25 protein-coding genes are annotated in these 24,815 nt (G+C 62.3%); 19 read left to right on the top strand and 6 right to left on the bottom strand.

The window, feature by feature from the left end:
* Positions 1-3: 3 nt before the first annotated feature.
* A complete protein-coding gene (locus tag AAF563_13410; GenBank protein ID MEM7122275.1) occupies positions 4-438 on the bottom strand; it encodes a VOC family protein in 435 nt (144 codons plus the stop codon).
* Positions 439-503: 65 nt separating this feature from the next.
* Positions 504-1,349, bottom strand: a complete 846-nt coding sequence (gene pdxY, locus AAF563_13405; GenBank protein ID MEM7122274.1) for a pyridoxal kinase — start codon at positions 1,347-1,349, stop codon at positions 504-506.
* Between the two features lie 78 nt (positions 1,350-1,427).
* Here pdxY and AAF563_13400 point away from each other — a divergent pair, with 78 nt between their 5' ends.
* From AAF563_13400 to AAF563_13370, 7 genes are all read left to right on the top strand, one after another.
* Positions 1,428-2,312, top strand: a complete 885-nt coding sequence (locus AAF563_13400; protein MEM7122273.1) for a CoA ester lyase — start codon at positions 1,428-1,430, stop codon at positions 2,310-2,312.
* The gene (locus tag AAF563_13395; protein MEM7122272.1) at positions 2,309-3,364 is read left to right on the top strand and encodes a MaoC family dehydratase; all 1,056 of its coding nucleotides are present in this window, start codon (positions 2,309-2,311) and stop codon (positions 3,362-3,364) included. Before AAF563_13400 ends, AAF563_13395 begins: the two co-directional genes overlap by 4 nt.
* 127 nt (positions 3,365-3,491) lie before the next feature.
* The gene (gene sdhC, locus AAF563_13390) at positions 3,492-3,890 is read left to right on the top strand and encodes a succinate dehydrogenase, cytochrome b556 subunit (protein MEM7122271.1); all 399 of its coding nucleotides are present in this window, start codon (positions 3,492-3,494) and stop codon (positions 3,888-3,890) included.
* Positions 3,890-4,252, top strand: coding sequence for a succinate dehydrogenase, hydrophobic membrane anchor protein (gene sdhD, locus AAF563_13385; GenBank protein ID MEM7122270.1), 363 nt, complete (start codon positions 3,890-3,892; stop codon positions 4,250-4,252). The genes sdhC and sdhD overlap by 1 nt, the downstream gene beginning before the upstream one ends.
* A gap of 18 nt (positions 4,253-4,270) precedes the next feature.
* A complete protein-coding gene (sdhA, locus tag AAF563_13380) occupies positions 4,271-6,070 on the top strand; it encodes a succinate dehydrogenase flavoprotein subunit (protein ID MEM7122269.1) in 1,800 nt (599 codons plus the stop codon).
* Between the two features lie 27 nt (positions 6,071-6,097).
* Positions 6,098-6,880: a succinate dehydrogenase iron-sulfur subunit gene (locus AAF563_13375; GenBank protein ID MEM7122268.1), complete on the top strand. Its 783-nt coding sequence runs from the start codon at positions 6,098-6,100 to the stop codon at positions 6,878-6,880.
* Positions 6,881-6,896: 16 nt separating this feature from the next.
* A complete protein-coding gene (locus AAF563_13370; GenBank protein ID MEM7122267.1) occupies positions 6,897-8,480 on the top strand; it encodes a hypothetical protein in 1,584 nt (527 codons plus the stop codon).
* Positions 8,481-8,497: 17 nt separating this feature from the next.
* On the opposite strand, the gene AAF563_13365 is transcribed toward AAF563_13370, so the two are convergent.
* Positions 8,498-9,778: an adenylate/guanylate cyclase domain-containing protein gene (locus tag AAF563_13365; GenBank protein MEM7122266.1), complete on the bottom strand. Its 1,281-nt coding sequence runs from the start codon at positions 9,776-9,778 to the stop codon at positions 8,498-8,500.
* A gap of 49 nt (positions 9,779-9,827) precedes the next feature.
* On the opposite strand from AAF563_13365, the gene AAF563_13360 reads away from it, so the two are divergent.
* The 4 genes from AAF563_13360 (at position 9,828) to AAF563_13345 (ending at position 11,983) form a co-directional block, all read left to right on the top strand.
* The gene (locus AAF563_13360) at positions 9,828-10,184 is read left to right on the top strand and encodes a metalloregulator ArsR/SmtB family transcription factor (GenBank protein ID MEM7122265.1); all 357 of its coding nucleotides are present in this window, start codon (positions 9,828-9,830) and stop codon (positions 10,182-10,184) included.
* The gene (locus tag AAF563_13355; GenBank protein ID MEM7122264.1) at positions 10,181-10,642 is read left to right on the top strand and encodes an ArsI/CadI family heavy metal resistance metalloenzyme; all 462 of its coding nucleotides are present in this window, start codon (positions 10,181-10,183) and stop codon (positions 10,640-10,642) included. Before AAF563_13360 ends, AAF563_13355 begins: the two co-directional genes overlap by 4 nt.
* A 95-nt stretch (positions 10,643-10,737) precedes the next feature.
* Entirely contained in the window at positions 10,738-11,253 is a 516-nt protein-coding gene (locus AAF563_13350) for an arsenate reductase ArsC (GenBank protein ID MEM7122263.1), read from the top strand.
* Positions 11,254-11,308: 55 nt separating this feature from the next.
* The gene (locus tag AAF563_13345) at positions 11,309-11,983 is read left to right on the top strand and encodes an MIP/aquaporin family protein (protein MEM7122262.1); all 675 of its coding nucleotides are present in this window, start codon (positions 11,309-11,311) and stop codon (positions 11,981-11,983) included.
* On the opposite strand, the gene AAF563_13340 is transcribed toward AAF563_13345, so the two are convergent.
* The 3 genes from AAF563_13340 to AAF563_13330 form a co-directional block, all read right to left on the bottom strand.
* Positions 11,980-12,756: a hypothetical protein gene (locus AAF563_13340; GenBank protein MEM7122261.1), complete on the bottom strand. Its 777-nt coding sequence runs from the start codon at positions 12,754-12,756 to the stop codon at positions 11,980-11,982. The two genes, AAF563_13345 and AAF563_13340, sit on opposite strands and share 4 nt — an antisense overlap.
* Positions 12,757-12,968: 212 nt before the next feature.
* A complete protein-coding gene (locus AAF563_13335) occupies positions 12,969-13,412 on the bottom strand; it encodes a hypothetical protein (GenBank protein MEM7122260.1) in 444 nt (147 codons plus the stop codon).
* Positions 13,413-13,438: 26 nt separating this feature from the next.
* On the bottom strand, positions 13,439-14,365 hold the full coding sequence (locus tag AAF563_13330) for a hypothetical protein (GenBank protein MEM7122259.1): 927 nt from the start codon (positions 14,363-14,365) through the stop codon (positions 13,439-13,441).
* A gap of 369 nt (positions 14,366-14,734) precedes the next feature.
* Between AAF563_13330 and AAF563_13325 the strand changes: the two genes are divergently transcribed.
* The 8 genes from AAF563_13325 (at position 14,735) to odhB (ending at position 24,670) form a co-directional block, all read left to right on the top strand.
* Positions 14,735-16,234, top strand: coding sequence for a CoA-acylating methylmalonate-semialdehyde dehydrogenase (locus AAF563_13325; GenBank protein MEM7122258.1), 1,500 nt, complete (start codon positions 14,735-14,737; stop codon positions 16,232-16,234).
* 22 nt (positions 16,235-16,256) lie between these two features.
* Complete coding sequence (gene mdh / locus AAF563_13320) at positions 16,257-17,216, top strand: malate dehydrogenase (protein ID MEM7122257.1); 960 nt, start codon at positions 16,257-16,259, stop codon at positions 17,214-17,216.
* Positions 17,213-17,698, top strand: a complete 486-nt coding sequence (locus tag AAF563_13315) for a cache domain-containing protein (GenBank protein ID MEM7122256.1) — start codon at positions 17,213-17,215, stop codon at positions 17,696-17,698. The genes mdh and AAF563_13315 overlap by 4 nt, the downstream gene beginning before the upstream one ends.
* On the top strand, positions 17,695-18,162 hold the full coding sequence (locus AAF563_13310) for a cache domain-containing protein (protein MEM7122255.1): 468 nt from the start codon (positions 17,695-17,697) through the stop codon (positions 18,160-18,162). Before AAF563_13315 ends, AAF563_13310 begins: the two co-directional genes overlap by 4 nt.
* 199 nt (positions 18,163-18,361) lie before the next feature.
* A complete protein-coding gene (gene sucC / locus AAF563_13305; protein ID MEM7122254.1) occupies positions 18,362-19,528 on the top strand; it encodes an ADP-forming succinate--CoA ligase subunit beta in 1,167 nt (388 codons plus the stop codon).
* Positions 19,528-20,403 (top strand): succinate--CoA ligase subunit alpha, encoded by an 876-nt coding sequence (sucD, locus tag AAF563_13300; GenBank protein MEM7122253.1) that lies wholly within the window; start codon positions 19,528-19,530, stop codon positions 20,401-20,403. Before sucC ends, sucD begins: the two co-directional genes overlap by 1 nt.
* 45 nt (positions 20,404-20,448) lie before the next feature.
* Complete coding sequence (locus AAF563_13295) at positions 20,449-23,364, top strand: 2-oxoglutarate dehydrogenase E1 component (GenBank protein MEM7122252.1); 2,916 nt, start codon at positions 20,449-20,451, stop codon at positions 23,362-23,364.
* Between the two features lie 37 nt (positions 23,365-23,401).
* Positions 23,402-24,670, top strand: a complete 1,269-nt coding sequence (gene odhB / locus AAF563_13290) for a 2-oxoglutarate dehydrogenase complex dihydrolipoyllysine-residue succinyltransferase (protein MEM7122251.1) — start codon at positions 23,402-23,404, stop codon at positions 24,668-24,670.
* Positions 24,671-24,815: the final 145 nt, after the last annotated feature.

The following is a 24,815-nucleotide window of genomic DNA, read 5'->3' as shown; positions in this document are numbered from 1 at the left end:
GCTTTAGTGCCACTCGGCCAGTTCGACGGTCACGCCGCCCGGGCCTTCTAGGAAGACGAGCTTTCGGTCGTGGTAGTTCAGGATGTCGCCGCGCGTTTCGAAGCCGTTCGCGCGGACCTTCTCGACCATCGCCTCGACGTCGTCGACGGCATAGCCGACGTGGTTGTAACCGAGCTTGGCGAGATTGTGGATTTCCGGGTCATCGACCGCGTCGGGATGCTGGTAGTGCACGAGTTGCACATCAAAGCGCGGCGACGACCCCGGCATAACCATCGTGACGTGATTGGCCTCGATGCCCTCGACGCCCATGTAGTCGGCGAAGATCTTGCCCCTGATGACGGAGTCGTGCTCGACCTCGAATCCAAGCACGCCGAAGAACGCTTTGGCGCTTTCCAGGTCAGCCACAACGATTGAGACATGGTCCATGCTGCGGATCATTGCGCGTCTCCCATAACTTGCCTGAGTGATGAGGTTAGTGCCGCCGCAGCGATGCGGCAATGTGCTCAGTCCATGGCGGTGACGGGTACCTGCGCCGAGGGTGAGACGATTTCGTCCCGCGCCGCGACGAGAGCGATCTCCGGCAGGCCGAGTTCAACGGTCTTGCGCAACACCCCGTGGGTCGAAGCCAGCGCATGGGCCAGGCAATCTTCGGTCGGTTCGCCTTTGAGGGACGCGGCCGTGTAGATCGCAGCGAACAGGTCGCCGGCGCCGTCGACCGGCACGTCCAGGCGGGCCACCTCTGCCTGCCACGCGCCCTTGCCGTCGACAACAACGACCGGGATGGTGTCAGGGAAGTCGGCGCGCGCCTCCAGCGACGTCACGATCACCGCTTCGGGCCCCAGGGCGCGAATCTCCTGGGCTGCCTCGCGCGCCTCGGCGACGTTGTGGATCTGGCGGCCGACCAGAAACTCGAGTTCCATGTGATTGGGGAACAGGATATCGGCGCGTGGCACAATGTGATCGCGCAGATACTCCGGCACCTTCGGCGCGACAAAAAACCCGTCTTCGTTACCCATTACCGGATCGCAGGCATAGATCGCCTTGGGATTTTGCGCCCGCAATGTATCGAGCGCATGGAGCACGACGCCACCCAACTCCGGCCCGCCGATGAACCCGGTCAAGAGTGCCCGGCAATCCTTCATGCCGCGCTCGGCGACACCGTCGACCAAATCGTGAACCCATTGGTGGTCCAGCGGCTTACCTTTGAACGTATCCCACCCCAGATGGTTCGAAAACACGACGGTGGGCACCGCGTCGACCTCGAAACCCAGGAGCTGGAGCGGTAAGACGGCGGCATTAAGACCGACATGCCCCCGGGCCACCAGGGACTGGATTGTGAGAACGTCCATGAGATTGCAATGCCCGGGCGGTTGTCCGGAGAAGACCTATCACTATAGTAGCGCGCGGTTCCCATCAGGAGGCAAGACATGCCGCGTACAATAAGACCGCGCCGCAGCGTACTCTACATGCCGGGATCTAATCCCCGCGCGCTCGAAAAGGCAAGAGATCTTGCCGCCGACACGCTGATTTTGGATCTGGAGGATGCGGTCGCCCCGGACGCGAAAGAGAAAGCGCGGGTGCTTGTCTGCAGCGCGCTGACCGAAGGCGGGTTCGGCAAGCGCGAGCTGGTCGTGCGGATCAACGGCCTGGCGACGCCCTGGGGGCGCGATGACATCATTGCGGTGTCGCGCTGCCGTCCCCACGCGCTGCTGCTGCCCAAGGTCGAGGGCGCAGGCTACATCCGCGAGGTCCTGTCGATCATGGACGTCGCCGGCGCCCCGCCGGATACCGCCATCTGGTGCATGATGGAGACGCCACTGGGCATTTTGCACGCCGAGCGTATCGCTTCGGCCAGTCCGCGCATCGGAAGCTTTGTCATGGGAACGTCCGACCTGACGAAGGACCTGCAGGCCCAGCACACACGCAGCCGCGTACCGATGCTGACGGGCTTGAGCCTGTGTCTGCTGGCCGCGCGCGCCTTCGATATCAGCATCATCGACGGCGTCCATCTGGCGCTTGACGATATGGAGAGTTTTGAAGCCGCGTGTGAGCAGGGACACGAGATGGGTTTTGACGGCAAGACGCTGATCCATCCCAAGCAGATCGACATCGCCAACCGTGTGTTCGGACCCAGCCAGGAAGAGGTAGCCTGGGCCCAGCGTATCATCGATGCGCATGAGGAGGCCGCGGAAACCGGCAAGGGCGTTGTCGTGGTCGATGGCCGGTTGATCGAGAACCTGCATGTTCAGGACGCGCAGCGCACGATCGCGTTGGCGACGGCGATTGCTGAGCGGGAGGCTCCCGCCGCATGAGTTGGTCGACTGACGGTAATTTCTTTGAGGATTTCATCCCCGGCACCGTGTTGCGGCACGCCACGCCACGCACGGTGACGACCGGTGATGTCGCGCTCTATACGGCGCTGACCGGGTCGCGTTTTGCGATCAACTCCGCTGATACCTTTGCCCAGCAATTGGGCCTCATGGGCAGCCCGTTGGACGATATCCTCGTCTTCAACATCGTCTTCGGTAAGACGGTGCCGGATATCTCGCTCAACGCGATCGCCAACCTGGGCTACGCGTCCGGCCGGTTCGGCAAGCCGGTCTATCCCGGCGACACGCTGAAAACCGAAAGCCGCGTTATTGGCCGCCGCGAGCTCTCAAACGGCAAGGCGGGCATCGTATGGGTGCGTTCGATCGGCACCAACCAGTTCAAGAAGAAGGTCTTGGACTATGTGCGATGGGTCATGGTCAACAAGCGGGACCCTGAAAGCCCGGCGCCTGATTCGGAAGTGCCCGACCTGCCCCAGGCCGTTGGGGCGCAAGACCTCACCGTGCCCAAGGGGCTGGATCTCGCCGCCTACGACACGGTTTTGGCCGGCGATGAGCGGTTATGGGATGATTTCAATGCTGGCGATCGCATCGACCACGTCGACGGCATGACACTGGAAGAGGCCGAGCACCAGATGGCGACTCGGCTCTATCAGAACACGGCAAAGGTTCACTTCAACCAGCATCAAGCCCACGACACACGCTTTGGGCGACGTATTGTCTATGGCGGCCATGTCATCAGTTTGGCCCGTGCGCTCAGCTTCAACGGCCTGGCCAACGCGTTTCGCGTTGCCGCGATCAACGGTGGACGCCATGTCGCGCCATTCTTTGCCGGCGACACCCTCTATGCCTGGTCCCAGGTTCTGGCCAAGGAAGAGATCGACGGCAGGCAGGATGTCGGCGCGCTCAGGATCCGCATGATCGGGGTCAAGGACCACTTAAGCGGCGATTATCCCGACAAGGACGGCGATGACGAGGATCATCCCGGCGTTGTCCTGGACTTTGACATGTGGGTCTTGATGCCGCGTGCGGTGTAGGTGACGGCGATAGGCCTTGGTTCGTTGACGCTTCCGGGGACCGGACCTAAAGTCGTAGCATTATTTTGCAGTGCAGCATGACGTTGATCGTTATCGCCAGCGGAAGTGGAATGTGATCGGAAGACCCATGGCAGACACACCAGAACGGCCGCTATCGCCGCATATGCAGATCTACCGGCCGCAAATCTCGTCGGTTCTGTCGATCAGTCATCGTATGACCGGCCTGGTCCTGTCGCTCGGCGCGCTGTTTTTCGTGATCTGGCTCGTTTTGGCCGCATCCGGTGAAGCGTACTTCGAATTTGCACAGGCCATCGCGGGATCGTGGCTGGGCTACGCCTTCCTGATCCTGTTCTCGTTATGTTTGTTCTATCACCTGCTGAACGGGATACGGCACTTGTTCTGGGACATGGGTCACGGTTTTGACCTGACGACCATGGCGCGCACCGGGTGGGCCGTTGTCATCGGTTGCGTCGTCTTGACGACCATCGCGTGGATCTTCGGTCTGACCGCCATGGGGGTCTTGTGATGAATAGCCGTCATCTAAGACGCATGGGATCGGCCAAGTCGGGCATGCGACACTGGTGGCATCAGCGACTGACCGCGGTCGCCATGATCCCCTTGGTCCTTTTCTTTGTCGGCCTGCTGCCACAATTGGCGGACGCCAGCCATGTCGAGTTTCGCGCCCTGGTTGGTCACCCGGTGGTGGCGGTCTTGTTCGCCCTGATCGTCGGCGTCGGCCTGTGGCACATGAAACTTGGCGTGCAGGTGGTGATCGAGGACTACATCCATCACGAAGCCTGGAAGATGGCGTTGCAAATCTTGCTAACGCTTGGGACCGGCTTGTTGATGGTCGCCGGCATCATGTCGATCGTTTTGATCGCCGTTTAGGACAGGAAGGGTCTCAGCATGGCGGAAGCTTCGCCCAGCTATACGATCGTCGACCACACCTATGACGTCATCGTCGTTGGTGCGGGCGGCGCGGGCTTGCGCGCCACCTTGGGGCTGGCCGAGGCCGGCCTGCACACCGCCTGCATCACAAAGGTCTTTCCGACCCGCAGCCACACCGTTGCGGCGCAAGGCGGTATCTCCGCCGCGCTCGGCAACATGGGCCGCGATGACTGGCGGTTCCACATGTACGACACCGTCAAGGGTTCTGACTGGTTGGGTGACCAGGACGCGATCGAGTACATGTGCCGCGAAGCGCCGGCCGCCGTCATTGAGTTGGAACATTATGGCGTGCCGTTCTCGCGCACGCCCGAAGGCAAGATCTATCAGCGCGCCTTCGGCGGCATGACGACCGATTACGGCGAGGGCACCGCGCAGCGCACCTGCGCCGCCGCCGACCGCACCGGTCATGCCATCCTGCACACGCTTTACCAGCAGTCGCTGCGCCACCAGGCCCAGTTCTTCCTGGAATACTTCGCGCTCGATCTGATCATGGATGACGAGGGTACGTGCCGCGGCGTCATGGCCTGGTGCCTGGAAGACGGTACGCTGCACCGCTTCAACGCCGGCCTGACGATCCTGGCGACCGGCGGCTATGGCCGTTGTTACTTCTCGTGCACGTCAGCCCACACCTGCACCGGCGATGGCGGCGGCATGGTGCTGCGCGCCGGCCTGCCGATCCAGGATCCGGAGTTCGTGCAGTTTCATCCGACCGGCATCTATGGCGCGGGCGTCCTGATTACCGAGGGCGTGCGCGGCGAGGGGGGCTACCTCGTCAATTCCGAAGGCGAGCGTTTCATGGAACGCCATGCGCCGCACGCCAAGGACCTGGCCAGCCGCGACGTCGTCAGCCGCGCCATGACGATTGAGATCCGCGAGGGACGCGGCGTCGGCGAGGACAAGGACCATGTGTTGCTGAAGCTCGACCACTTGGATCCCGCGATCATCCACCAGCGCTTGCCGGGCATCTCGGAAAGCGCGCGCGTTTTCTCAGGCGTCGACGTAACAAAGGAACCGATCCCCGTTCTGCCCACCGTGCACTACAACATGGGCGGTATTCCGACCAACTTCCATGGCGAGGTCCTGACCGTACGCGACGGCGATCCCAATGCGGTCGTGCCCGGCTTGATGGCGGCAGGCGAGGCGGCGTGCGTGTCCGTACACGGCGCCAATCGATTGGGTTCTAACTCGCTTCTTGATCTCGTCGTCTTTGGTCGCGCTACCGCCCAGCGCGCCGCTGATCTGATTGAACCGCACGCGACCAAGCGTGAGCTGCCGAGCGATGCCGGGCAGGCAACAATCGACCGCCTTGACCGGATGCGTCATGCCAAGGGCGGTACGCCGACCGCGGCCATCCGTGATGCCATGCAACGCACGATGCAGAAGGACGCCGCTGTCTTCCGCACACAGGAAACGCTCGAGCAGGGCGTGCAGAACATTGGCGAGGTCTTCAAGAGTTTTGACGATCTCCATGTCTCCGATCAGTCGATGATCTGGAACACCGATCTGATGGAGACCTGGGAACTCGACAACCTCTTGCGTCACGCGGTCATTACCATGAACTGTGCTGAGAACCGCAAGGAAAGCCGTGGCGCCCACGCGCGCGAGGACTTCCCCGATCGCGACGACGATAACTGGATGAAACACACCGTTGTCTGGCTCGGTGACGACGGCAAACCTTTCATCGACTTCCGGCCGGTCCATATGAATACATTGACCAACGACGTCCAGAGCTTCCCGCCGAAGGCTCGGGTTTACTGAGCGGCGGCGAGTTAGGAGAGAGATCAAATGGTCGAGTTTCGACTGCCTCGCAATTCGCGGTGGACCGACGGCAAGACCCGTAAGGCGCCGGACGGCGCCAGCAACGTCAAGTCGTTCCGCGTCTACCGTTACGATCCCGACAGTGGCGATAATCCGACCATCGACACGTTCGAGGTCGACTTATCGAAGTGCGGGCCGATGGTTTTGGACGCGCTGATCAAGATCAAGAACGAGATGGACTCGTCGCTGACGTTCCGCCGCTCGTGCCGCGAAGGTATTTGCGGTTCCTGTGCGATGAACATTGACGGCACCAACACACTTGCCTGCCTCAAACCGATCGACGACGTGAAGAGCGACGTCAAGATTTTCCCGCTGCCGCACATGGCCGTGGTCAAGGATCTGGTGCCCGACCTCAACCACATGTACGAGCAGTTGGCGTCGATCAAGCCGTGGATGCGCAACGAAACGCCGGCGTCGCCAGACAAGGAGCGCCTGCAGTCACCGGAAGAACGCGCCGAGCTGGACGGGCTTTATGAGTGCATTCTGTGCTTCTGCTGTCAGACAAGCTGCCCCAGCTACTGGTGGAACTCCGACCGATATCTCGGCCCGGCAATTCTGTTGCAGGCCTACCGATGGCTTGCCGACAGCCGCGACGAGGCGACCGGGGAGCGGCTCGACGAGCTGGAAGACCCATTCAAGCTCTACCGCTGCCACACCATCATGAATTGCGCGAAGGCCTGTCCGAAACATCTGAACCCGGCCAAGGCGATCGCCGAGACCAAGAAGATGATGGTCGAACGCCAGGGCTGATGCGACCCGGCATGTCATGACACTGTGGACTCCGAACCGCCTGGGTGAGGATGTCTGGCTCTGGTTCAAGCCGGAGACGTTTATCGGCGCATGGGCCGACAGCACAGGATTCACGACGGCGGCACCACTCAGCGGTTCCCCAACACCGGCCGGCGACTTCGTCTCGTTTGATATCGGGGATGCGCTGACGGTCCCCTATCAGTCGATGGCGCATCGCGCGCACCGGACCGCGGTGTTCGTGGTTTCCTTTGACAGCGTTCCCTCCGATAGCGGCTGGTTCTTTTATCTGAACGGCAATCGTGGCGCGCGGTGCATGGTGCCGGCCATGGGCTGGCAGAACGGTGAGTTCACCGCGGTTTGGAAGGCATGGGACAAACCCCATACGCATGCCTGGGCGGCGGAACTGGGCACGCATGTCATCGCGACATGGCGCGAGGACGGCATCATTCTGGCCTCGTTCGACGGGTCGCCGCCGGTCGAAACAGGCACCAACGTCACCTTCAACGCGCCACGTGAGCCGAAGGACGGTCAGATCGGCGGTGATGTCGCGTTCAAGGCTGGCGATCTGATCATCTGCCAAAACGAGATTGGTCAAAGCAGGATCGAAAAGCTGGTCGGTTGGGCGGCGCACAAGTACGGCATCACGCTGGACCCCAGCCACCCGTATGCCAGCGCCCCTCCGGTCGAGGCGCCGGATGATGCGCTGCCCTATGTCGAGACATCGCGCGAAAAGTGGGCCGAGATCACGACATACTTCAAAGGCAGCGAGACCGAGCCGCGTAAGCTCTGGGACCACCAGGGGACGCCTTGGGACATGTCCGAATGGTCGCCCGTGTTTCACGATCCCTTCGACACCATGTCGGTGACCGACGAAGAACAAGGTGAGGGACCCTGGTGGGCGCCGGTGCATCCGGCGGGCACGGGCGTCGCGCAATTGGGTCGCGTGGACAGCGATCCCCCCGCCTTCACCCAATCGGGCTCGGAACTGACCCTGCATCTGCGTGAGCTATCGAACGGCCGGTTTCGCGGCGCGGTCATGGCGTCATGCAATCTGGATGGCCGTGGCCGCCTCTATGAGGCACCGTTTGCCGTGTTGTGGAAGGCGCGCATGCGCGACAACGGGAACCCGCCGGGCGCGTGGACGGCGTTTTGGATGAAGTCCGTCAACGAGTTCATTCGCCTTACCGAGAGCGAGTGCGAGATGGATTTCATCGAAGCCGTCAATTGGGAACCCGACGGCATCGACTTCACCCAGCACGTGATCAACGCGTGGCGCACGCTGCCGGGCCGGTGGGAAAAGCGCCATTACCTCAGCAAGTTCTTCCGTGTCGGCGAGGGCGCGGACACCCCATGGACGCCGACGAACCTGTGGGACGATCAGTGGAAGTGGTACGGCGCGACGATCGAGCGAGATTTTGTGCGCGTGTTTTTTGGCACATCCGAAGATCGGATTGTGGAGGTCGCGCGATGGCCTTCGACCCAAGAAGTCCTGAAACCGCAATGGCTGATCGCCGATATCGCGCGTCACCACAGCCGCAAGGACGAAACGGCGGGCCACTACGAACTGATCATCGACGATTGCTGGGTCTACCAGAAGTAAGCCCGCGTTCCCTCAAGTCAGGCTGACGGCGGCGCGAAGACGTCGACCGGCTGGGGAATGCCTTTCAGGACGTGGCTTCCCAGGTCTTCCCACGCCACATCCAGAACACCGGCGAACTCGGCGCTTGCCAACAGCGGCCGGTCGAGTGTCTTGGTCAGCGCTTCGATGCGCGCGACCTGGTTGGCGGCGGGGCCGACCACGGTGAACTGCAGGCGCTGCGGTACGCCGATATTGCCGTAGGTCAGATCGCCGATATGGAGCGCCAGGCCGCAGGTCAGGCGGCTCTCGCCGGCATCGTGACGCTGGACGTTGATTTCCTCCATGCGTTCGCCGGCCTCCTTGGCCGCGGCCAGTGCCTTGGCCGCGGCGGCTTTTTCGCCGGCTTCGGCGGTCGGAAAGATGGCCAACACCGCGTCACCGATCAAAAGCAGGACCTGTCCGCCGTGGTCCAGCACGGCACCGGCCGTGCACTCGAAATAGCTGTTGAGCGCGGCCAGATAGTCGGCCGGTGACAGGAGTTCGGCCAGGCGCGTCGAGTTTCTGAGATCCGAATACCAGATGACCGCGTGGATGGATTCGCCGTCGCCGCGCTTGATGCGGCCATCCAAGACCCGGCTGCCCGGGTCGGGGCCCAGATAGGTGGTGACGATGTTCTGCGTCACCTCGGTTCTGATCCTGACCTTGCAGGCAACCGCGAGCCGCTTTTGGATGCGCCGAAGCGAGCGAATATCGGTCTCGCTGAAACCGCCGGGCCGGTCGGTCGTCCACGATACGAAGATGCCGTCACCGCTCGACTCCATGGCCGTGGAGGGGCCAAACGGGACATTGCCCGCCAGATAGTCGGTGGCCCCCTGTTCGGTGAGATCCTGCAGCACAGGAAAGTCGAGCAGGGTGTCATTGCCCTCGAGCTTGCGTCGCAGATACGGCACGCCGCTATCGAGCATGTGAAAGAAGGGGCTCTTGCGGAACACCTCGTCACCGACCCGGCCGTGGGGCATTTCGTAGGTGCCCATGCCTTCTCCGCGATGCCACATCAGCCAGATCGCGCCGAACAGAGGATGCAGTGTGCGATAGCTGACCATCGCGCGCGATAGCGGCACGCCGGCCGCATGCAGGCGCTGACAGCAGCCTTTGACCAGCTCGGACATGGTCGTGTCGGCCAGCGCCTCGTCCATCAGCCAGTCGGCCACGACGTCGATAAAGGCGAGGTCGAGACCTGATTCGTCCAGAGGTTTTGACATGAGTGACATATAGACGATGGCGCGGGCGATACCAGTCAGACTTGCTTGATCCAGCATCCCGCGATTGGCTCTTGACGTAGTTTGATAATTCCATAAATATCAAACTATGAACACCGGACAGACCATAGAAGCGCTTCAGGCGCTGGCCCAGGAACACCGGCTGGCCGCATTCCGCCTATTGGTCGAGGCTGGTCCGCCGGGCATGGCCGCCGGCGAGATCGCCCGCGCGCTCAGTGTTGCGCCCGCCACCTTGTCCTTTCACCTGAACCAGCTAGCCCAGGCCGGTCTGGTCGGATCGCGCCGCGATGGCCGCTCGATCATCTATGCCGCCAACTTCGCGGCGATGGAGGATCTGGTCGGTTTTTTGACCGAGAATTGCTGCCGGGGCTCCGGCGGCACCTGCGCACCGACCGTGCCGCTGTCAAACGCCGGCGCATTAATACTTGAGGAGAATGAGCCATGAAGCGACTGCACGTCAGCGTTAATGTCGAGGATCTCGACCAGGCGATCACCTTCTACTCCGCCCTGTTCGGCGCCCGTCCGGATGTTGTGAAGGACGACTATGCGCGCTGGCGCCTGGACGAGCCCTGCGTCAACTTCGCGACGACGTCGCGCGACCGCAAACCCGGCGTCGATCACCTTGGCATCGACGTTGACGACCGCGCCGAGCTGGACGAGGTGACAGAGCGTCTGAAGGCGGCCGGCCAGGCAACCAGCGACCTCAGCGAAGGCGCCTGCTGCTATCACCAGTCGGCGAAGTCGTGGACGGTCGATCCCGGCGGCGTCGCGTGGGAGACCTTTCACACCTATGGCACCTCCGTCACCTACGGCACCGACAAGTTGGACGACGCCAACATCGCGCACATTGCTGCCGAGAACGACGCGCCCCACGAGCCGAAGGCACCGGACGCCTGTTGCTGAAGGCGGCCAATTCCAAACTCGACCACGCGACGACATAAATGTGACATCGAACGGGACTAGCATGTCGTTGTGTATGGCAGTGGGGAGGCCGGGGTATGGGCGACGCAACGCGCAGACCGTTCAACGTTTTGTTTCTATGCACCGGCAACTCGGCGCGCAGCATCATGGCCGAGGCCATTCTGAACCTGTGGGGCCAGAAGACGTTCAACGCCTACAGCGCCGGCAGCCATCCCACGGGAACGGTGAACCCGCACGCCATCGCGCTTCTGGAAAAACGCAACCTGTTGACCGATGGTCTGCGATCGAAGTCGTGGGACGCGTTCGCGCAAACGGGCGCCCCGGCGCTCGACTTCGTCTTCACGGTCTGCGACCAGGCGGCGGCCGAGGTGTGCCCGGTCTGGCCGGGCCAGCCGATCAGTGCCCACTGGGGCGTGCCCGATCCGGCGGCCGAGACCGACGAAGCCAAGATCGACAAGGCCTTCCTGAACGCTTTCTTGACTCTGGAAGCACGCATCAAGCTTTTCACGGCGCTACCGATCGCCTCGCTCGACAAGCTGGCGTTGCAGGACCGCGTCGAGCAGATCGGCCGCGACCAGGAGAGAGCTTCCTGAACCTCCGCGCTCTGCGGAGACCAAATTCCCGTCGACGACTTCTGTGTGAGACATCATGACGTTTGATTTGGCGCGCCGCCTGGCGGCGGAAGCCCTGGGCACGGCGTTTCTGCTGGCGACGGTGGTCGGCTCCGGCATCATGGCCGAGTCTTTGGCCGGCGGTAACGTGGCGCTGGCGCTGCTCGGCAACACGATCCCGACCGGCGCCATCCTGATCGTCTTGATCATCATGTTCGGGCCGATCTCAGGCGCCCATTTCAACCCGGCGGTGACGCTCGCTTTCGCCCTGAAGCGCCAGATCAGCCTGCGCGACAGCGGCCTCTACGTCATCGTCCAGATCATCGGCGGCCTTCTCGGCGTCATCGTCGCCCACGTCATGTTCGATGTCACCATGATCCAGGAATCGGTCAAGGCGCGCACCGGGCCCGCCCAGTGGTTCGCCGAGATCGTCGCCACCTTCGGCCTCGTCTCGACCATCCTGTTGACGCTGCGCTGGCGCCCGGACGCCGTGCCCTACACGGTCGGCCTCTTCATCACCGCGGCCTACTGGTTCACCGCCTCGACCTCGTTCGCCAACCCGGCGGTCACCATCGCGCGCTCCTTCACCGACAGCTTCAGCGGCATCGCCCCTGACCACGTGCCCGCCTTCGTCATCTCCCAGTGCATCGGCGCGGCCATCGCCGTCGCTCTCGCCGCCTGGCTGCTGCGCCCGGCGCGGGAGGAGGCTTAGGGCAGGGCGCAGCCATGATCCGAGAGGTCATAGGTGTCGCCGTTCCAGCTCAAGTGAAATTGCCGCGTGCACAGGCTAGGGTAACCATCGATCACTTTGTTGAGCACCTTAATGCGGCGCGCTGGATGAGACGAGAAGTCGTCGCCGATGATAAGGTTGTCGGCGACGTAAAGACTGAACAGGTCGCCGATCCAGCGCCAGCCGGGTCTCCCGCCTTCCTCGGCGGGCAACAGCTCCAGGATCGCGCCGCCGCACTCGTCGAACCCGCACATGGAAGGCGACACCGCATAGATGAAGACTTCGTCGCGGCCGTCGCCGTTGAGGTCGTAGGTGCCGACGCGAACATCGCTTAGCCGTATCTCGTCACGCTCGATGGGCGTATCGTAGATCGCCGAGAAGTACTCTCTCCAGCGCTGCCCATCGAACCGGCCGTCAAAGGTCCCGATCGACAGGTGATGATAGGGCTGGGTTATGTTGGTCAGGACGACCGTGTGTTCGACGGTTTCCACGAACCGCTCGAACATCGATCGTTTGATCGGTGCCCGGGTCCGTTCGGCAGGCAGCCAGTTGCACGGGGCGGCAAGGCTCTGCCTCTGCCAATCGACCTTGAAGGTGAAGACGTCGCACATGTCCTCGTCACAGGCGATGGGGTGATCGACGGCGATCAGCAACTCGTCGACGCCGTCGCCGTCGAGGTCTGCGAAGCCGCCAAAGAAGTCCATTTCGATCAACGCACCGGTGGCGAATTCGTCACCGTAGGACGATGTCGGCATGTACTCTTCAACAAGCCAAAGATGCTCGCCGATGTCCGGGGTCAGGTAGATGTAATTGGCCGCGTTCAGATCTCGAGCAAGACCAAGAAGAGCCCATATGGCGATCATCGCGGCCAGACTGTGCCTTAAGGTCTGCCCTATTCGATCGATGATCCGGCAGTGTCGGTGCCAAGGAGATCCAGGCGCGTGTTGCTCAACGTGCGGCATAGAGCCTACTCCGGTTCAGGCAGGACGTTCTTGTACTTGAAGTGAAAGTAATCGGGCCATTTGCGGCGATGCAGCGTGCACGCCATGTCCTCTTGCGGCGTCCCGAAGTGCTCATAGGGCAAGCGTTCAAGCCGAACGGTTTGCCCGCCGATGGTTACGGAGTTTTCGTCGAACGCCCGTCTGAACGGCCTGCGTTGCTCGTCGTAAAGCCGCCAGTCACAGGGATAGTCGATTTGTCGGTTCTCGACGACCAGCTCAAACAAGAAGACATCGCATACGTCTCCGTCGCAAATCTCGTCGTGATCAAGCAGGATCACGAGATCGTCGCGTCCATCTTCGTTCGCGTCGACGAAGCCGCCATAGAACTCGAAACCGGCGGGAACGAGAAAGAAGCTTAAAGTGGTTGCCTCTCCACCGTGTACCGGTATGCCCGCAAGCAGCAGGCTCACGGCCGCTAAGCGTTGCAAGTGACCGATCATATGAGCAGGTTTGGGTCGTTGAGTGGCGGTGAGTCGGGTTGCGGATACAAGGGGATGGGCTGAAACTCTCGTAGCCGCGTTTCGATGGCGAGAAAGACGTCCTTTTTGCCTCCGAAGCCCTCTTCATCCGTCACCCATTTGTTTTCTCTTTGATGTAGAAGATAGGCGAGAACATTCCCGGCGCCCCAGCGGTGGGCTGCGGCAAGCAGTCCGGATTCCGTGACTTCGAATGTTCTGACTTTTCCTTCAATCTCCTGACCGAGAAAATCGTAGGGGCTTACCTCTTCGGAGTTGCCGGGTTCGACTTCTCTTGTGTAAGTCTGCGTCAGATAGCCTTGGGTTACTTTCAGACAGGCGGCTAGAGCGAGGTTCTGCAGTTGAGGACTTCCAAGGAACTCCTCTAGGTCGGGATAGGGGTGCCCGTACCACTCCCCGTTGCCGTCCACGAGCCCGATGTCATCAAGGGCAACCGGTGTCAGCTGATATCGGCCTGCGGCATCTGTTGAAGGATGGACCTTGTCCCACCGGCCTTCGGATGTTTCCTGTTGGTCGATCTTCCAAGCGAAGTCGTCCGACACGCGTAGTAGCTGGTCGGGGTGCCACAGCTCTTGGTATGGCACCTTGGGTTTTGCGGTCGGTGTCGGCGGCGCGGCGACCGGGCTTGTTTCGGTGGCCTCCTGCTCCGGCTTCCTTGCCGGAATCGGCGGTGTAGCCGCCGGTGGTTCCGTCGCAACCGCATCGACATCCGCCCTCGCGACGCGACGCGTCGTCGCAGGCGAGGCCGGAAAGATGCGACGCGCCTGTCGGGCGAGCGGCGTTTCGCTGTCGGACGCGGCCTCGCGTTTCAGTTCGTCGGCAAAGGCGAACGCGATGTGTTCGCGCGATCCCATCGGGAACGGGTTGGCCTCGTCGTTGGCGACCATCCGGGTGATGGCGCCGGCGTCGATGGCCGTAGGCTTGCGTGTGGACTCGGTCTTGCGGTGTTGGCGTCGTGATGTCCGGCTTCGACTCATGATCGTGGGAACTCCCCGTTAAGGTTGATTCCACCTCCCGTCTTTGAAACGTAGCACGAACAAATTGCGCAATCAGAGGTTTATTTTCTTGTCTTTAATTCGCCTGTATTCAGGTTCGGATCGCCGACACCCGTGGGTGCCCTGCCCGGGTCCGGTCGGTTATGCTGCAGTGCAAGAATCCCCTTGCGAATCGCCATGGGGGCTGGTTGTTTAGCGCCGACAGCCGCAGCTTCCCCATCTTGCGTTGCGGGCCCCCAAGGGGACCCCAAGGAGACCACCATGGCAGAGACGCTTTATCACTATATCGGCGGCGAGCGCGCCGCCGGCGCCGGCGGGCGCACGGGCGACGTGACCAATCCGGCGACCGGCGAGGTTATCGCGCAGGTGCCGTTCGCTAGCGCCGACGAGGTGCGCCAGGCGATCCAGACCGCCGCCAAGGCGCATCCCGACTGGGCCGCCGTGACGCCCCAGAACCGGGCGCGCGTCATGTTCCGCTTCAAGGCGCTGATCGAAGCCAACATGGACGAATTGGCCGAGCTCACCTCGCGCGAGCACGGGAAGACACTGTCGGACGCCAAGGGATCGATCACCCGCGGCATCGAGGTCGTCGAATACGCCTGCGGCATCGCCCAGGTCCTGAAAGGTGAGTTCTCCGAGAACGTCGGCACCAATGTGGACAGCTATTCGGTGCGCCAGCCGCTCGGTGTGTGCGCCGGCATCACACCGTTCAACTTCCCGGCGATGGTGCCGATGTGGATGTTCCCGATGGCGATCGCCGCGGGCAACACCTTCGTTCTGAAACCGTCGGAGAAGGTGCCGTCGACCTCTCTGCGCCTGGCCGAGCTTCTGGAAGAGGCCGGCGCTCATCCGGGCGTTCTGAACGTCGTCAACGGCGACAAGGAGGCGGTCGACACACTGCTGACCGACCCGACCGTCCAGGCGGTGAGCTTCGTCGGCTCGACGCCGATCGCCGAATACATCTATCACACCGGCACGGCCAACGGGAAACGGGTCCAGGCGCTGGGCGGCGCCAAGAACCACATGGTGGTGATGCCCGATGCCGACCTGGACCAGGCGACCGATGCCCTGATGGGCGCGGCCTATGGTTCGGCGGGCGAGCGCTGCATGGCGATCTCGGTCGCCGTCACCGTCGGCGACAAGGTGGCCGACGCGCTGATCGACCAGCTCAAGCCGCGTGTCGAGAGCCTCAGGATCGGGCCCTACAACGATCCCGATGCCGATATGGGGCCTCTGGTCACGCGCCAGCACTATGAGAAGGTGAAGAACTATATCGACGTCGGTGTCGAGGAAGGCGCCGATCTCGTGGTCGACGGCCGCGGCTTCTCGCTGCAGGGCTACGAGGACGGCAACTTCATCGGCGGCTCGATCTTCGACCGGGTGACGCCGGACATGCGGATCTACAAGGAAGAGATCTTCGGCCCCGTGCTCGCTGTCGTGCGCGCCGAGAGTTATGACCAGGCGCTTGGCCTGGTGAACGATCATGAGTTCGGCAACGGCACGGCGATCTTCACCCGCGACGGTGATGCCGCCCGCGACTTCACCACCCGGACCAAGGTCGGCATGGTCGGCGTCAACGTGCCGATCCCGGTGCCGGTCGCCTATCACAGCTTCGGCGGTTGGAAGCGCTCGCTGTTCGGCGACCACCACATGCATGGGCCCGAGGGCGTGCGTTTCTATACCAAGCTGAAGACCATCACCGAGCGTTGGCCGTCGGGCATCCGCCAGGGCGCGGAGTTCATCATGCCGGTGCTGAAATAGAAAACTTGGAGGATTGACCATCATGGCACGCAGCAAGATCGCGCTGATCGGCGCAGGCCAGATCGGCGGTACCCTGGCGCACCTCGTGGGTCTGAAGGAGCTGGGCGACGCCGTCCTTTTCGACATCGCCGAGGGCGTGCCCCAGGGCAAGGCGCTCGACCTCGTCCAGTCGGGCGCGGTCGAGGGCTTCGACGCGGTGATGGAAGGCGCCAACGACTATGAGCCCATCGCCGGCGCCGACGTCATCATCGTCACCGCCGGCGTGCCGCGCAAACCGGGTATGAGCCGCGACGATCTGATCGGCATCAACGCCAAGGTGATGAGCCAGGTCGGCGCCGGGATCAAGGAGCACGCGCCCGACGCCTTCGTCATTTGCATCACCAATCCGCTGGACGTCATGGTCTATCATCTGCAGCGTGTATCCGGCCTGCCGCCTGAGCGCGTGGTCGGCATGGCGGGCGTACTCGACAGCTCGCGCTTCCGCACCTTCCTGGCCCAGGAGATGAACGTCTCGGTCGAGGACGTCACGGCCATGGTCATGGGCGGTCACGGCGACAGCATGGTGCCGCTGGTGCGCTATTCGACGGTCGGCGGCATTCCGTTGCCGGACCTGATCAAGATGGGTTGGCTGACCCAGGATCGTTTGGATGCGATTGTGCAGCGCACGCGCGACGGCGGTGCGGAAATCGTCGGTCTGTTGAAGACCGGCTCGGCGTTCTACGCGCCGGCGTCGTCGGCGATCGAGATGGCCGAGGCCTATCTGAGAGACAAGAAACGCGTGCTGCCCTGCGCCGCCCATCTGACCGGCCAGTACGGCGTCGACAACTGTTATGTCGGCGTGCCCGTGGTCATCGGCGCCGGCGGTGTCGAGCGGATCGTCGAGATGGAACTCAACAGCGACGAGCAGGCGATGTTCGACAGTTCGGTTGCCTCGGTGCGCTCTCTGATGGAAGCCTTGGAAGGTGTCCTGAACGCTTCGTGAAAGGCCGATCGATGAAGCGCCTGGCGACCCTTTTCGCGATCGTCCTGGTCTGTGGCCCATCGGCCCAGGCCGAAGACGTGGAGCGCGGCACCGCCGAGGAGGCGCAAGCCATGGTGGCGCGCGCCATCGCTCTATATGACCAGGCCGGCATGGGCGACACGTTCCGCCAGATAACCTTGTCGCCGGATCCCGGATTCAGGGATCGTGACCTCTATCTCTTCGTCATCGATCAGGCGGGGTTCATGGCCGCGCACGCGCTCTACCCCCAGAGCGTCGGCACCAACGCCATCAACGCGGTGGATTCGGCGGGCACGCGGTATGTGCGGGACATCGTCTCGCACGCCACGCCGGAAGGCGCGTGGGTTGATTACATTTTTATTGATCCGTTGACCGGCGCCCCGGCGCCCAAGTCCACGTGGGTCGTGTTGCACGACCGGTTCATTTTCGCGTGCGGCATCTATGCCGGGGAGGTTGGCATATGAGGCATTTGATTTGGGTCACATTGATCGTTCTTGGCATCTCCGCTGGCACCACCGCTGCTGCCTCCGATAATGGCGCGGTGGGCACCGCGCGTGATGCCCAGATCATGGTCGAGCGCGGCATTCTGGTGTTCGAGGACGAAAGGGCCGCCAACGCGTTTGCGTTGATCAACATGGGGCTGCCCGACTTCCGCCACCACGAACTCTACTTGTTTGTTATCGATGCGACGGACGGCCTCCTGGTCGCGAACGCCCTGCATCCCGATCAGGTCGGCACCGATGTCCTCGGATTGCAGGATGTCGACGGCACACCCTTCGGTCGTAACATCGTCGAACAAGCAACCACCCACGGGGTGTGGGTCGACTACAAGTACGAGAATCCGATGACTGGTCAGGTCGAGCCGAAGTCAAGCTGGGTCGTCCTTCATGACGGCTACGTGTTCGGCTGCGGCATCTACAACCCGTGACCGACGGTCGGCCATCGGTCACATCGTCTTGATGGACAGATGTGATGGCGGTCACCATCAAGTAAATCCGTGAAACTTAGTCAAGAAAGCTCGTCGTGATGCCACTGATGACTGTTGTCATGGGAATCCGTGATGTTAAAGTGCCGTTAACACGCCAACAGCCGGCTGTTTCGATGATTACTGCCCACAGGGCGCCCCAATGAATCTTCATGAGTTCCAGGCCAAGGAGGTCTTGGCCACGTACGGGGTTGCGATCCCGCGCGGCAAAGTCGCGCGCAGCGGCGACGAAGCCGAAAAAGCAGCTGGTGAGTTGGGTGGCGACCTCTGGGTCGTCAAAGCCCAGGTCCATGCCGGTGGGCGCGGCAAGGCAGGCGGCATCAAGGTATGCCGCTCTGGCGATGAGGTCCGCCAAGCCGCCGATGCGCTGATCGGCACCAGCCTCAAAACCCATCAGACCGGACCGGAAGGCAAGCCCATCCACGCGGTCTATGTCGAGGAGGGCTCGTCGATCGCGCGCGAGCTTTATCTCGCCATGCTGGTCGATCGCGGCGCCGGCCGCATCGCCATCATTGCCTCGACCGAGGGCGGCATGGACATCGAGGAGGTTGCCGCCTCGACGCCGGAGAAGATCCTGACCATCGCGATCGATCCGGCGACCGGCCTGCAGGGTCATCATGGCCGGCGCATCGCCTTCGCGCTTGGTCTCGAAGGCGACCAGGTGAAGAAGGCAGGAAAATTTGTTGCCGGTCTTTACAAAGCCTTCAACGACACCGACGCCAGCCTGCTTGAGATCAACCCGCTGGTGGTGACCGAGGACGGCGATCTGCTGGCGCTGGACTGCAAGTACAACCTGGATGACAACGCGCTGTTCCGTCACGCGGATCTGGCGGCCATGCGCGACGACGCGCAGGAAGATCCGACCGAATTGGAAGCCGCCGAGGTCGGGCTGAATTATGTCAAGCTGGACGGCAACATCGGCTGCATGGTGAACGGCGCCGGCCTTGCCATGGCGACCATGGATATCTGCAAGCTCGCCGGCGGCGAGCCCGCGAACTTCCTGGATGTCGGTGGCGGCGCGACCAAGGAGCAGGTCTCCAGCGCATTCAAGATCATCGTCTCCGATCCCAACGTGAAGGCCATCCTGGTGAACATTTTCGGCGGCATCATGCGCTGCGACGTCATCGCCGACGGTATCGTCGCGGCCGCCAAAGAACTGAACCTGGAGGTTCCCGTCGTCGTACGGCTGGAAGGCACCAACGTCGATCAGGGCAAGGCGATCCTCGATCAATCAGGTCTCAAGATCACCTCGGCCGACGATCTGTCGGACGCCGCCGCCAAGGCGGTTGCCGCGATAGGAGCAGGCTGATGGCCGTTCTCGTCGACAAATCGACCAAGCTCCTGGTCCAGGGTTTCACCGGCAAGACGGCGACCTTTCACACCGAGCAGGCGCTTGCCTACGGCACCGACGTCGTCGGTGGCGTGACGCCGGGCAAGGGCGGTGGCATGCATCTGGACCTGCCGATCTTCGACACGGTGCAGGACTGTGTCGACCAGACCGGCGCAAACGCGTCGGTCATCTATGTCCCGCCGCCGTTCGCGGCCGATGCGATCCTGGAATCGATCGATGCCGGCGTGCCGCTGGTGGTCGCCATTACCGAAGGCATCCCGGTTCTCGACATGGTGCGCGTCAAGCGTGCGCTTGACGGTACGTCGACGCGGCTGGTTGGGCCCAACTGCCCCGGCGTTATCACGCCCGGCGAATGCAAGATCGGCATCATGCCCGGCCACATTCATATGCGCGGCAAGATCGGTATTGTCTCGCGCTCAGGCACGCTGACCTATGAAGGCGTGCACCAGACGACCGCCGCGGGCCTCGGTCAGACGACCTGCATCGGTATCGGCGGCGACCCGGTCAACGGCACCGACTTCATCGACTGCCTGGAGATGTTTCTGGCGGATGATGAGACGGAAGGCATCATCATGATCGGTGAAATCGGCGGCAGCGCCGAGGAAGACGCCGCGGATTTCATCAAACACGAAAAACGCAAGAAGCCGATTACAGGTTTCATCGCCGGCGTCACCGCGCCGCCTGGCCGCCGCATGGGCCACGCGGGCGCGATCGTCTCCGGCGGCAAGGGCAAGGCAGAAGATAAAATCGCAGCCATGCAGGACGCCGGTTTCCATATCGCGGATTCACCGGCCAGCCTGGGCACGACCATGCTGAAAGCCATGGGGGGATAACGTCGAATGCAACTACGGACGCCTGGAGCGCCGAGGTAAAGGTCCATGGGACAAACCGCCGACCAACTATCCTTTCTCTACGGAACCAACAGCAGCTACATCGAAGAGCTGTATGCACGCTACCTGAACGACCCCAACGCGGTAGACGAGAGTTGGCGGTCGTTTTTCGCCGACCTCAACGATGACGAACGATCGGTGCTGGAGGAGCTTCAGCCCAGCCGTGACGCGCGCAAGATCGCCGACATCGAATACGGCGACGACGAAGACGACACCCAGGCAAGAGGCCAGACCGACCGCGGCGGCAACGGCGCGGCGCCGGTACCGTCATGGGCGCCCGCACCGGTCGCCACCGGTCAGGGCGTCTCCCACTATGCGGTGGCGCGCGACAGTATTCGCATTCTGATGATGATCCGCGCCTATCGCGTGCGTGGTCATCTGGCCGCCAATCTCGATCCCCTGGGCCTGGAAGGCGAGCGTCATCACCCTGAGCTTGATCCCAAGAGCTACGGCTTTACCGACGAGGATCTGGACCGCGAGTTCTTTGTCGACGGCGTCCTCGGTTTTCAAACGGCGACCTTGCGTGAAATTCTCAACGCGGTGCGCGAGACCTATTGCGGCACCATCGGCGTCGAGTTCATGCATATCCAGAGCCCACAGGAAAAGGCCTGGATCCAGCGCAAGTTCGAAGGCAGCCGAAGCCGGCCGGAACTGAGTGCCGAAGTCCAGCAACGGACCCTGAACGAGCTTTACCATTCCGAAGGTTTCGAGAAGTTCCTCAGCATCAAGTATCCGGGCGCCAAGCGCTTTTCGCTGGAAGGCGCGGAAAGCACGATCCCAGCGATGGAGGCGATTATCCACACCGCCGCCAAACTGGGCGTCGACGATGTTGTGCTCGGCATGCCCCATCGCGGGCGACTGAACGTGCTGACGACCGTCATGCGCAAGTCCTATATGGCGGTGTTCTCCGAGTTCCAGGGCGAGGCTGGCCACCCCGATGCGGTGCAGGGTTCCGGCGACGTCAAGTATCACCTGGGCACGTCGGCCGATCGCCAGCTTGAAAACGGTCGCACGGTTCACCTGAGCCTGACCGCCAACCCGTCACATCTGGAAGCGGTCAATCCGGTGGTCCAGGGCAAGGTCCGTGCGAAACAGACTCTGCGCCCGCTCGAAGAGCGCAAATGCGTCTTGGGCATCCTGCTGCATGGTGACGCTTCGTTCGCCGGGCAGGGTCTGGTCGCCGAGACGCTTGGTATGTCGGAGCTGCGCGGCTACCGGACCGGCGGCACGATCCATATCATCGTCAACAACCAGATCGGCTTTACAACCAGCCCCAGCTTTTCGCGGTCGTCGCCCTATCCGTCGGATGTAGCGAAGATGGTGGCGGCGCCGATTTTCCACGTGAACGGAGATGACCCGGAGGCGGTGATCCACGTCGCGCGGCTGGCCGCCGAGTTCCGCCAGGAGTTCGGCCGCGATGTCGTCATCGATATCTTCTGTTACCGCCGCCATGGTCACAACGAGGGTGACGAACCGGCGTTCACCCAGCCGATCATGTACCGCACCATCGCCCAGCATCCGACGACCCGCCAGCTCTATACGGAGCGTTTGATAAGCGAGGGCGCGATGACGGCCAAACAGGCCGATCAGATGATCCAGGATTTCAACAAGCAGCTGGAAGAAGACCTGGAGGCGTCCAAGAGCTACAAGCCCAACAAGGTCGATTGGCTTGAGGGCGCGTGGTCGGGCATGGAAGTGGCCGAACGCGATGGCGCGCGGCGCGGTAACACCGCAGTCAAGAAAGACGAGCTGATCACCGTCGGCAAGGCGATTTCGACGCCGCCCGATGAATTCAATACCAACCGTAAGCTGCTGCGCATCATGGGGCAGCGCCAGAAGATGATCGAGACCGGTGAAGGTATCGATTGGGCGATGGGTGAAGCACTTGCGTTCGGCACGTTGCTTTATGAAGGCGCGAGCGTGCGTCTATCCGGCCAGGACTGTGGTCGCGGCACCTTCAGCCAGCGCCATTCGGTCCTGATCGACCAGCTCACCGAAGACCGCTATATCCCGCTGAACCACATCAGCGACGACCAAGGCCGTTATGAGGTCATCGACAGCATGCTGTCGGAAGCCGGCATTCTGGGTTTCGAGTACGGCTACAGCCTGACCGATCCAAAGTGCCTGGTTTTGTGGGAGGCGCAATTTGGCGATTTCTCGAACGGCGCCCAGGTCATTATTGACCAGTTCCTGGCTGCCGGCGAAAGCAAGTGGTTCCGCATGTCAGGCCTGGTCATGCTGCTGCCTCACGGTTACGAAGGGCAGGGGCCAGAGCACAGTTCCGCGCGGCCGGAGCGCTACCTGCAGCTTGCCGCTGAAGACAATATGCAGATCGTCAACTGCACGACGCCGGCGTCGTACTTCCACGTGCTGCGCCGCCAGATGAAACGCAACTTCCGCAAGCCGCTGATCATTTTCACGCCGAAGTCGCTGTTGCGCCACAAGCTGTGTGTGTCGTCGATCGACGATTTCAGCGGCGACACGCAGTTTCATCGCACCCTGTGGGAGTTGGACGACGCCAAGCGCGGCGAGGACATGAAGCGCGTCATCATGTGTACCGGCAAGGTCTACTACGATCTCTACGAAAAGCGCGCAGAGCTCGGCCTCGACGACGTCACCTTTGTCCGCCTGGAGCAACTGGCACCGTTTCCGATCGGCGCGTTGCAGGAGGCCGTGGATTACTATCCCAATGCCGAGTTCATCTGGTGCCAGGAGGAACCGCGCAACATGGGTGCGTGGACCTATGTCTCCGATCAGATCGAACAGGAACTGGACGCCCACAAGACGACAGCGCGGTACCCGCGTTACGTCGGGCGTCCCGATGCCGCCTCGCCGGCCACTGGGTTCATCAAGGTTCATCAGCGCGAACAGGAAGCGCTCGTTATGGAGGCGCTGACCGGATGATGGCGCGCGCCCGCTTTATCGCCAGAGGACAGGCACGATGACAGTCGACATCACGGTTCCGCAGCTGGGTGAGTCGGTAACGGAGGCGACGGTCGCCAACTGGTTCAAGAAGCAGGGCGACGCCGTCAAGATGGACGAGGCCCTGGTGGAACTGGAGACCGACAAGGTCACCATGGAGGTCTACGCACCAGCCGACGGTGTCCTGGCCGAAGTCGTCGCCGGTGAAGGCACTGACGTGGAGGTCGGCGCTTTATTGGCCCGCCTCAACGAGGGGGCGGCAGGCGGCGCATCGCCGGAAGCGCCAGCCGAGACGCCTGTTGCCGAAGAGCCCGACGCGGCGCCCGACAAGGCCGATAGCGCCGACATCGCGTTGTCGCCGGCGGTCAGCAAGCTTATCAAGGAGAACAACCTTGATCCCAGCGCCATCAAGGGCACGGGCAAGGATGGCCGATTGCTAAAGGGCGACGTGCTTGCATTCCTGGAGTCCAGCGACAGCGCGCCTGCGACGGCGCCGAAGGCTGCCGAGCCGGCGCCGGCCGCTACACCAGCCGCCGCCGCGCCGCAGAAGACAAAAACGATCGTGCCGCCGACGCCGGCCGATCCGGAGGGCCGCGAGAAGCGCGTCAAGATGACGCGGCTGCGCCGCAGCATTGCTGAGCGCCTGAAGGCCGCTCAGGACAACGCCGCCATGCTGACGACCTTCAACGAGGTCGACATGTCGGCGGTCATGGCGGCCCGCAAGGAGTACCGCGACCGGTTCGAAAAGAAGCACGGTGTACGCCTGGGTTTCATGTCGTTCTTCGTCAAGGCCGCGGTTCAGGCGCTGAAGGACATCCCTGCCGTCAATGGCGAGATCGCTGGCGACGAGATCGTCTACAAGTACTATTACAACATCGGCGTCGCGGTGAGCTCGCCCCAGGGCCTAATCGTTCCCGTGCTTCGCGACGCCGACAAGATGTCGTTTGCCGAAGTTGAGCAGACGATCAACGAGATGGGCCGCAAGGCGCGCGAAGGCGAACTGACGACAGGCGACTTGACCGGCGGTACGTTCACCATCTCCAATGGCGGCATCTTCGGTTCCATGATGTCGACGCCAATTTTGAATCCACCCCAGTCGGGCATTCTGGGTATGCACAAAATTCAGGAACGTCCCATGGTGGTCGATGGCGCCATCGAAGCGCGACCCATGATGTACCTGGCGCTGAGCTACGACCACCGCATCATCGACGGTCGTGAGGCCGTCACGTTCCTGGTGCGCATCAAGGACGCGATTGAGGACCCCCAGCGCCTGCTGCTCGACATTTAGCGCCTTTACCCTTTGAAACCGAAGGGTTTTTGTGAGGGGTCGACCTGTCGACCCGAGCGCCTCTGCGGCCTGTTCTACGGCTGAACGTCACAACTCCGCTCTAGTATGGATCATGGCGCTCAGGCCGGGTATGACTGACGTGAGG

This window comes from Pseudomonadota bacterium, assembly GCA_039028155.1.
Taxonomy (GTDB): Bacteria; Pseudomonadota; Alphaproteobacteria; order SP197; family SP197; genus JANQGO01.
Note: the sequence above shows the minus strand (reverse complement) of the source record. Positions and strands in the feature narration are given on the sequence as shown.